This window comes from Nostoc sp. FACHB-133, assembly GCF_014698055.1.
Taxonomy (GTDB): Bacteria; Cyanobacteriota; Cyanobacteriia; order Cyanobacteriales; family Nostocaceae; genus Nostoc.
On sequence record NZ_JACJSH010000043.1, the window covers coordinates 55,014 to 64,797 of the forward strand.

The 9,784-nt window shown below is 40.4% G+C and carries 5 protein-coding genes; 3 read left to right on the forward strand and 2 right to left on the reverse strand.

Annotated features, from left to right (window positions below):
• The first annotated feature begins 223 nt into the window (after window positions 1-223).
• The 3 genes from H6G86_RS27045 to H6G86_RS27055 all read left to right on the forward strand — a co-directional run bounded on the left by H6G86_RS27045 (window position 224) and on the right by H6G86_RS27055 (window position 7,072).
• Window positions 224-1,528, forward strand: coding sequence for a P-loop NTPase fold protein (locus tag H6G86_RS27045; protein ID WP_190936904.1), 1,305 nt, complete (start codon window positions 224-226; stop codon window positions 1,526-1,528).
• 368 nt (window positions 1,529-1,896) lie between these two features.
• Window positions 1,897-2,103 (forward strand): hypothetical protein, encoded by a 207-nt coding sequence (locus H6G86_RS27050; protein WP_190936905.1) that lies wholly within the window; start codon window positions 1,897-1,899, stop codon window positions 2,101-2,103.
• Window positions 2,104-2,146: 43 nt separating this feature from the next.
• Window positions 2,147-7,072, forward strand: coding sequence for a WD40 domain-containing protein (locus H6G86_RS27055; protein WP_190936906.1), 4,926 nt, complete (start codon window positions 2,147-2,149; stop codon window positions 7,070-7,072).
• A gap of 139 nt (window positions 7,073-7,211) precedes the next feature.
• On the opposite strand, the gene H6G86_RS27060 is transcribed toward H6G86_RS27055, so the two are convergent.
• Both H6G86_RS27060 and thrC read right to left on the reverse strand, forming a co-directional pair.
• Window positions 7,212-7,487: a ubiquitin-like small modifier protein 1 gene (locus H6G86_RS27060; RefSeq protein WP_114083352.1), complete on the reverse strand. Its 276-nt coding sequence runs from the start codon at window positions 7,485-7,487 to the stop codon at window positions 7,212-7,214.
• An 80-nt stretch (window positions 7,488-7,567) separates the two neighbouring features.
• Window positions 7,568-8,878 carry a threonine synthase gene (thrC, locus tag H6G86_RS27065; protein ID WP_190936907.1) on the reverse strand — a complete coding sequence of 437 codons (1,311 nt, stop codon included), beginning with the start codon at window positions 8,876-8,878 and terminating at the stop codon, window positions 7,568-7,570.
• Window positions 8,879-9,784 lie beyond the last annotated feature (906 nt).

A 9,784-nucleotide genomic window follows, 5' to 3' on the forward strand; every position in this document is an offset into this window, starting at 1 on the left:
GAGTTTTAGCATTAACTGAACCGTATTGGGTCATATCATATCCATCCAAAAGACCTCTCCCTGGTTTTACTACGCAAAACCAGGGAGAGGTCTGTCGAACTCACGTTTTTTATGGAAGTCCTTAATCAGTAGCCTTAAAGAAGTTTTTTCCGAAATAGCCGCTTTATCATCTGTATAATCACTGAAATGGCAAGAGTATCAGGCTAATTTCAGGTGATTTGTGATGAAACTAGATTTAGTCAGGTTTTTTCAAGCTTGCAACCCCAGTAAAACTCTGGTTGTGAGCAAACCGGAGGATAGACAATATTATATTGATTTCTCTAAAGTTCGTGGTGCCAAGATTATTGAAGAACTTGGGCGAACTATCACCCGCCTTGCACCAGAACAACCTACCTGTCAATTATTTACCGGACATATTGGCTGTGGTAAATCCACTGAGTTACTGCGGCTAAAGGCAGAGTTAGAGCAGCAGGGATTTCATGTGGTTTATTTTGAGTCTAGCCAAAGCCTGGATATGGCTGATATTGATGTTACAGATATTTTACTAGCAGTAGCTCGTGAAGTCAGTCAAAGTCTAGAAGCAATAAAAATCAACCTTAAACCAGGATACTTTAAAAATCTATTTACCGAAATTTCAGAGTTTTTGCAAACGCCGCTAGACATTGGGGTGGAGGCTGAATTATCTGTAGGTATTGCCAAAATTACTGCCAAAACTAAAGATAGTCCTAAACTTCGCGGTCAGTTGCGGCAATATTTAGAACCACGTACCAATGGCATTTTAGAATCAATTAACAAAGAATTGCTCAAGCCTGCTATAGAAAAACTCAAGCAGCAAAGTAAACAAGGACTGGTAGTAATTATAGATAATCTCGACAGAGTGGATAATTCTTTGAAGCCTTCGGGTTATTACCAGCCAGAATATCTTTTTGTAGAACGTGGTGAACAGTTAAACCAGCTAAATTGTCATGTTGTTTATACAATTCCCCTAGTGTTGATTTTTTCCAACGCTTTAGGAAGGTTAACAAATCGCTTTGGCGTAGACCCCAAGGTTTTGCCGATGGTTCCTGTGCAATTGCAAGATGGTTCGCAATTTTCACAAGGAATCACGCTACTGCAACAGATGGTTATGACGAGGGCTTTTCCTGGTGTCAGTTGGGAACAAAGTCAAAATTTAATTACCGAGGTTTTTGATAGTCCTGATACTTTAGAGCGACTTTGCCGAGTTAGCGGCGGTCATTTGCGTAATTTGCTGATGTTATTATTTCGCTGTCTTCAGCAAGAAGACCCACCTCTGTCGCGGGAATGTGTGGATAGGGTGATAAAACAACGCCGCAATGAGCTAACTTTGGCAATTACGCCCGATGAATGGGAATTACTACGTGAGGTGACGCAAGAGAAAAGCTTGAGAGGTCACGAAAGATACGAACTTTTGCTCCGCAGTATGTTTGTATTTGAATACCGGAATGAAGATGGTTCTTGGTTTGATGTCAATCCGATTTTGGCTGAAGCCAAGGAATTTAGGTTATGAATCGGGGTATTAATGTGCGTTGCCCTACGCGACAATAAGTAGAACAAGGTAAATAATTAAAGGTTTGTAGTGAGAACTTTAGTTCTCATAAAAGGACTAAAGTCCTTACTACGAACTGAATCCTATTATTTTTACATTGCTTAACATAGTTTGGTTTTTTTCAGTAGTTCTACTTACACCCTACATTAAAATTATTAACATAGCTTGAAATGTTTGCACCGACTTACTTATCAAGTATTTTGTAAAATTGTATAACGTTAAGCATCTTAGTCGTGACGGGAGCGATATCAGTCGTGACGGGAGCGATGTCAATCGCGACGGGAGTGATGTCAGTCGTGACGGGAACGATGTCAGTCGTGACGGGAGCGATGTCAATCGCGACGGGAGTGATGTCAGTCGTGACGGGAGTGATGTCAATCGTGACGGGAGTGATGTCAGTCGTGACGGGAACGATGTCAGTCGTGACGGGAACGATGTCAGTAGTGATGGGAGCGATGTCAATCGTGACGGGAGCAGCTACAGCTTTTAAAATTAGCAAAAATTATTCTCTTGCCTACTGCCCTCTACTTAGATGATGTAATTATACAAACGGCTATTATAAGGTAAATTATTTATGTTATGAGTAATCAGCAAGAGCCAGAAAATTTACCCTTTGACAATGAACGTTCATTGCAAACTTTGGTGCGAGCAATTAACCTTTCTCAGGGAGAATTTTCATTAACTTTGCTGCGCTGTAACTATGCAGCTTTCCGTCAAGATATAGTACAACGTCTACACCAACTATCTCCTGTTAAAATCCGTGAAATTACCTTACCCGTGTCCGTGAAAACTCTTTACACGTCTATAGGTGAAAAATTGGGAGATGAACAGCCATCAGCGTTAATGGTTTTTGGTTTGGAATCGGTTAAAGATATTGATACAGTTCTAACTTCAGCTAACCAAGTACGGGAGGAGTTTAGAAAAAACTTCCCGTTCCCAGTCATGTTACTGGTTAATGACCAAGTTCTGCAAAAGCTGATCAGATTAGCGACAGATTTTGAGAATTGGGCCACAATAATTCATTTTGCGATCGCAACTGCTGATTTAGTTCAATTTATCAAACAAACTGCTGAATCAGTTTTTGCTCAAGTTTTAGATGCTGGCGCAGGAAAATTTCTCGATAATTCCGCAATCAACTTGGCAATCGGTTCGCCGCAGCGCGTAGAACTTGAGTTAGCACAAGCTGAACTGCAAAAGCGGGGTGTAAAGTTAGACGCAGAACTAGAAGCCAGTTTAGAATTTGTTTTGGGTCGAGATGCGGTTTCGCTGGAACAGTCACGCCAGCATTATGAACGCAGTCTCGCACTTTTGCAACAGAGTTCTAAACTAGAACAGCAAGGTTGTGTACTGTACAATTTGGGGTTATGGTGGCGTACCTACGCCGTGCAGCATTTAACAGAACAACAAAATGCTTGCTCGAACGCTAAAAATTATTATTACAAATGTATCGGAATATTTGAGCAGGCGAATCGTCCTGACTTGGTAGCAAAATTTATCAACGCTTTGGGAGAAGTACTACAAAAGCTTCAGCAGTGGGATGAATTAGAAGCAGTTGCTCAAAAAGCTTTAACTCTATATCAAACTTATCCTGATTGGTTTAGAAAAGCAAGAGCTTATGGATTTATCGCTGAAGTAGCACTTTCTCAGTCTGCTTGGGACAAAGCTAAACAAGCTGCCGAAACAGCGCTTTCTATTGTAGCTAGGAACCAATCCATCCAATCGAAAGCTAATTTAGAATTGGTGCTATATTATCATCAAGGTTGGTATTTATTTGCACTAGCCAGAGCGCTACAGCAGCTTAAGAAGGTGGAAGATGCTTTAACTACTTTAGAAGCTGCAAGAAGAGAAACTAAACCTCAATACGATCCAGAGCTTTACATTCGGATTTTGGAGAGGTTACAAAGTATTTATTATCAAGAATATCAATATCTTGCAGCTTTTCAGATTAAGCAAGAGCAAATAAAAATTGAACATCAATATGGTTTTCGTGCTTTTATTGGGGCAGCTTATTTAATTCCTCGGCATGAGGTAATTAACCCGGCCCTAGTGCAAGGAGAAAATCTCATAAAAGTTGCTCAAGAAATTGCTGTTTCTGGTCGTCAACAAGATGTCAATCGGTTGATGAAACGCATGAGCCGGACTGACCATAAATTGACTGTATTTCATGGTCAGTCAGGAGTAGGTAAAAGTTCAATTTTGAACGGGGGACTAGTACCAACACTGCAACTACAATCAATAGATGCGCGTGATGTATTACCTCTTGTAATACGAGTTTATACAGATTGGATGGCGATATTGGCAAAATGTTTAGCAGATAATGGTACATCTAGTAATTCAATAGAATTTATCTGTGAAAGTTTGCGGAAAAAATCCGAGCGGAAGTTAACAGTTTTAATTTTTGATCAGTTTGAAGAATTTTTCTTTGTTTACACAGATCAAAGTAAAAGACAGCAATTTTATAAGTTCTTGCAACTTTGTTTGGATATTCCTTTTGTTAAGGTCATTCTCTGTTTGAGAGAAGATTATTTGCATTATTTATTAGAATGCGATCGCCTGCTGAATTTTAGAGCAATTAATAACAATATTTTAGATAAGGATATTCGTTATTATTTAGGAAATTTCTCTTCAAAAGATGCCAAAGCTGTTGTACAAAGTCTGACTGAACAAACCCACTTTTACTTAGAGCCTGAGTTAGTCGCTCAATTAGTAGAAGATTTATCAGACGAACTTGGCGAGGTACGCCCGATTGAGTTACAAATCGTCGGTTCGCAACTCCAAACAGATAAAATTACAACTTTAGAACAATATCTTCAGTTAGGAACAAAAGAAAAACTAGTCGAGCGATTTTTAGAAGAAGTTATTAAAGACTGTGGTTCTGAAAACGAACTCTGCGCCAGAGTAGTTTTATATTTATTAACAGACGAGAAAGGCACTCGTCCCTTCAAAACTTCTGACAATTTAGCGGAAGATTTAAAAACAGCAGATATTGTCTCAGAAAAAGAAAAACTAAATCTAGTTTTAGAGATTTTAGTTGGTTCGGGGCTGGTGTTAAATATTCCTGAAGACCCTGCTAACCTATATCAACTGGTTCATGACTATCTAGTATCTTTTATCCGGCAGTCACAACAAGCAAGAAAATTAGAAGAACAGAAAAAGGAAAAGGAACAACGGCAACACGCTGAAGCAGAACTAAATCGTGTTCTCAAACGACAACGCAATGACGCAAAACGACAACTAAATTTTGCGATCGCAGGAGTCACTATAATGTCCATTCTGGCAGTTATAGCTGTAGGATTGGGAGTGCGGGCAGAATCTGAAAGGCAAAAGACAGAACAAGCTGAGACAATTGCGATTAGTAAAGCTTCAGAAGCTCTTTTTGCCTCAAATCAAAGGTTTGAAGCACTTAAACAAGCCATTAAAGCAGGTAAAAAACTCCAAGCTACAGACTGGGGAAAAACCGATTCGGAAATTCGTACCCAAGTTATAGCGGCATTACAACAATCAGTTTACTGGATAGTAGAGCGCGATCGCTTAGAAGGACACAAAGCTCTAATCTGGGGTGTAACTTTCTCCCATAATGGTAAGTTGATTGCCTCAACTAGTTATGACCATACTATAAAACTCTGGAATCTAGATGGTAGCGTGTACAAGACGCTTGAAGGACATAAAGATAAAGTCTTAGGTTTGAGTTTCTCACCTGACAATCAGACAATTGTCTCAGGCGATTTCCAGGGCATCATAAAATTTTGGAAGCGGGACGGCACTTTATTAAAAACTCTGCCAGCATATCAAGATGGAGTAAATAGTAGCGAAAATAAGGGAGTTTATAGTATTGATTTCTCGCCAGATGGTAAGACAATTGCTACAGGAAGTCGAGACAGTACACTTAAACTCTGGAAGCCAGATGGCACTTTATTAAAAACGATTAAAGCACATCAAGATGGAGTGAATAGTGTGGCTTTCTCCCCCGACGGTACTATGATTGCCACTGGTGGCCGAGACAAAACTGTGAAACTCTGGACATCTAATGGTAAGCTTTTGCACACTACAGAAGGCTATGACGACTTTGTTTGGGATGTTGCTTGGTCAAGCGATAGCCAGACAATTGCGGCGGCGGCTGGTGGTGCTGCTGCGACTGGTAACGACAACAGAGTAAAACTCTGGAATCGAGACGGCACTCCTTTAAAAAATTTTAAAGCACATAAAGATGGAATCAATAGTGTGGCTTTCTCACCCGACGGTAAGATGATTGCTACAGCTAGTGACGACAAGACTGTAAAGCTTTGGAAGCCTGACGGTACTTTACTCACAACTTTATCAGGACATAGCAATGGAGTTTATGCTGTCAGGTTTTCACCTGACTGTAAAATCCTAATTTCTGCCAGTGCTGACGGTACGATGAAACTTTGGCAAGTTGGTAATACCAGTTGCTTACACAACGCCCAAATTCCTACTTCTCCTAGCGCTGACAGCACAATGAAGATTCAGTATGGTAGTGGTGTGGTAAGTATTCTCAATGGTCATAGCGATCGCGTTAATCAGGTAGATTTCTCACCTGATGACAAAATAATTGCCTCAGCCAGCCGTGACAAGACAGTGAAACTCTGGAAGCGCGATGGTACTTTAGACAAAACTCTTGAGGGGCATAGCGATAACGTTAGTTTCTCACCTGATGGTCAGACAATTGCTACCGCTAGCGATGATAACACAGTGGAACTCTGGAACCGTGACGGTAAATTACTGAGAACCCTTTTTCCGAAAAGCGATAAGATATTGGACTTGAATTTCTCACCCAACGGTCAGTTTATCGCTTTGGGTAGTATGGACAACAAAGTAATAATATCGCGACTAGATGGCATCAAACCTCAGATTCTTAACAAGCATCAGGACTGGGTAAGGGCTGTAGCTTGGTCGCCAAACGGTCAGATGCTTGCCTCAGCTAGTGATGACAACACGGTAAAACTTTGGAAGCAAAACGATAAGGGCGAGTTTCACATCTACAAAACTCTCGCAGGGAAAAACGGGCATAACAGTTGGGTTTTGAGCGTTAAGTTCTCACCTAGTGGCGATATGATTGCCACTAGTAGTAATGATAAGACGGTGATACTTTGGAAGCAGGATGACAAGGGCGAGTTTCGCTGGTACAAAAAGTTGCAGGGGCACACCGATCAGGTGAATAGCGTGAATTTTTCACCTGACGGTAAGATGATTGCAACAGCCAGTGATGATAAAACTGTAAAACTTTGGACACGCGACGGTCATTTAATGAGAACTTTGACTGGGCACAGCGATCATTTATTAAGCGCGAATTTCTCAGCCGATGGTAAAACTCTGGCTTTGGGCAGTGCTGATGGGGCTATAATTCTCTGGAATTTGGATGAGCTAAATCATCTCAAGAATTTAGATAGCTTACTGGAGCGTGGTTGTGATTGGCTGTATGACTATCTAAAAAATAATCCGAATGTCAGTAAGAGCGATCGCCATCTCTGCGACGATATGAAGTAAGAGTTAAGCGTTGGTACTCTCTCAAATTATCTCAGGCGATCGCTAAGTTTTTAACTGATTCTCAATCTTAGACGGGAAATCAGTTAATTTCTCAAAGGTTTATCTGGTAAGTTTTTTACTTTCTTTGATGTTTTCTGTATTAACCACCAGCAACAGCGGGGACAATACTTACTTCATCGCCATCTTTTAGGGCTGTGTTAATACCATCTAAATAGCGGATATCTTCACTATCAACGTAAAAATTTACAAACCGACGTAGCTTGCCTTCGTCATCGCACAACCGGGATTTAATCCCAGGAAAGCTTTGTTCTAAAGAATCCAACAATTCAGCGATGGTGCTACCGTTGGATTCTAGAGTAGCTTGATTATTAGTCAAATTCTGAAGAGTCGTAGGAACTAAAACTGTTACAGCCATAAAAGTACAAAGTGAAGAGTTAGGAATACAGTTAAGAGTTAGGAGTCATGAATAAAAAACTCATAACTCCTAACTGCTAACTAAACGAGAACTTGTTGCCATTCCAAGCGATCAAGAGTACGCGATCGCTCTAGGGCGCGTTCAAAACTATCCAGTTTAGCATCAATAGTCAAGGGTTCACCAACATAGCCTTGGATTGCTTCTTGGGTTTTTAGACCATTGCCGGTGATGTAAATCACGGTAGTTTCATCTGGATCAATTTTGCCAGCTTCTACCAGTTTTTTCAGCACGGCCACGGTTGTACCACCAGCCGTTTCTGTGAAGATGCCTTCGGTTTCTGCCAGCAACTTGATGCCATCAATAATTTCTGCATCATTGACTGATTCAATGTTACCACCAGTTTTCTGAGCTAACTCCACAGCATAAATACCGTCTGCTGGATTACCAATCGCTAGCGATTTCGCAATTGTATTTGGTTTAACTGGTTTAATAAAGTCGCGTCCTTCTTTGAAGGCTTGAGCAATCGGTGAACAACCTTCTGCTTGAGCGCCACTGAAACGGACTTTCTTATCTTCCACTAAACCAACTTCGATAAATTCTTGGAAACCCTTATAAATTTTTGTAAACAGCGAACCAGATGCCAAAGGAGCAACAACATGATCGGGTAGCTCCCAGCCTAGTTGTTCAGCAACTTCAAAACCTAGCGTTTTGGAACCTTCAGAGTAATAAGGGCGCAGATTAATATTGACAAAACCCCAGCCATGTGTATTGGCAACTTCCGAACAGAGACGGTTTACTTGATCGTAGTTACCCTTGACGGCCATCAGCGTTGGGCTGTAGATCAAGCTACCGATAATTTTACCGGCTTCTAAATCTGCGGGGATGAACACACAGCAGTCTAAACCGGCATGAGCTGCGATCGCAGCTGTAGAATTTGCCAAGTTACCTGTACTAGCGCAAGAAACGGTAGTGAAACCCAACTCTCTTGCCCTTGATAGAGCAACTGATACTACCCGATCCTTAAAGCTAAGGGTGGGCATATTAACCGCATCATTTTTTATATAAAGCTTATTTAGACCCAGGCGACGGGCAAGACGGTGAGAACGAACCAAGGGAGTCATCCCCGTTCCCACATCTATAACATTGTCAGTTGCAACAGGCAAAAAGGGACGGTAGCGCCAAATTGAATTGGGCCCGGCTTGAATTGTTTCACGAGTGACAGTCAGACGGAGAGCATTGTAGTCATACTTGACTTCTAACGGTCCAAAACATAACTCACAAACATTACTGGCTTTGAGTTCATATTCGGCACCACACTCTTTACACTTTAAAGCTTGAAAGTAGGCAGTGCTGCTTTGGGTTTGGGTTTGGGTTTTGATTGCCTGAGTCATAAACTAGCTTTCCCTGTTTGTCTGTCACTGTCGCCTGATAGTAACACGAGTAAAAATACCAGTCAAACATACCCGACTAAAAAGGTCGGGTATGTTTGGTATTGAAAAAAATAATTACTGTAAAATTTTGACATACATAATTGTCAAACTTAGTATTTATATTGAGACTTGCTTGGTCTGAAATCAGATAATAGTTTCCGCTACTAAGTGTAAACGCTGGTCATGGATATGGTTAAATTGCATCACATCCATGAGCTATTTGCATTTTATTAAATTAAGATCGCTTTACTTGGTGATTGAAATCACTGACTTAATTTTTTATTTCACTACACCAATAACTACACACGGTATCATGTATGCATAGCAGCAAATATTCAAAAGAGCTTTGATATATAGCTTGTAGGATGTTCTGCTTTTATTTCAAACACTACGATTGCGATCTGTATTGCCAAAATAAAGTTAATTTTTCAGTTTTTATGCATTCACTCATCGCTAAACAAGTTACTTGTTTCTACGGAAGTTTTTTTTTGGTATAAAAGCTACATTTCTATTTACATCGAAAGATTCAGCAGAACACACTAGTAAGTTACCTATATTTGCGATTGCTAACCTTGATAATCAACAGTGAGCGTAAAACAAGCAGGCAATAACTTTTCTGCCTATTGCCTAAATCTAGTAGTTTTTCAGGAGTCGCCAATAAATTAACTTTTCATATATGCAGCGCCCAAAACCTTAAGGCTTTGGGCAAGTTAGTCGGTAATTCTTTAAGGAATTGCCGAACTTTATCCTGTCTCAAAACCCAAAATAAGTAAGCCGTGGGAAAAATTTATAAGTATGTAACAAAAAATTAAGCAGAAGAATTGGAGTTAAATCTTATACGCTGTGTACTATATTTTCCCTTCTCTG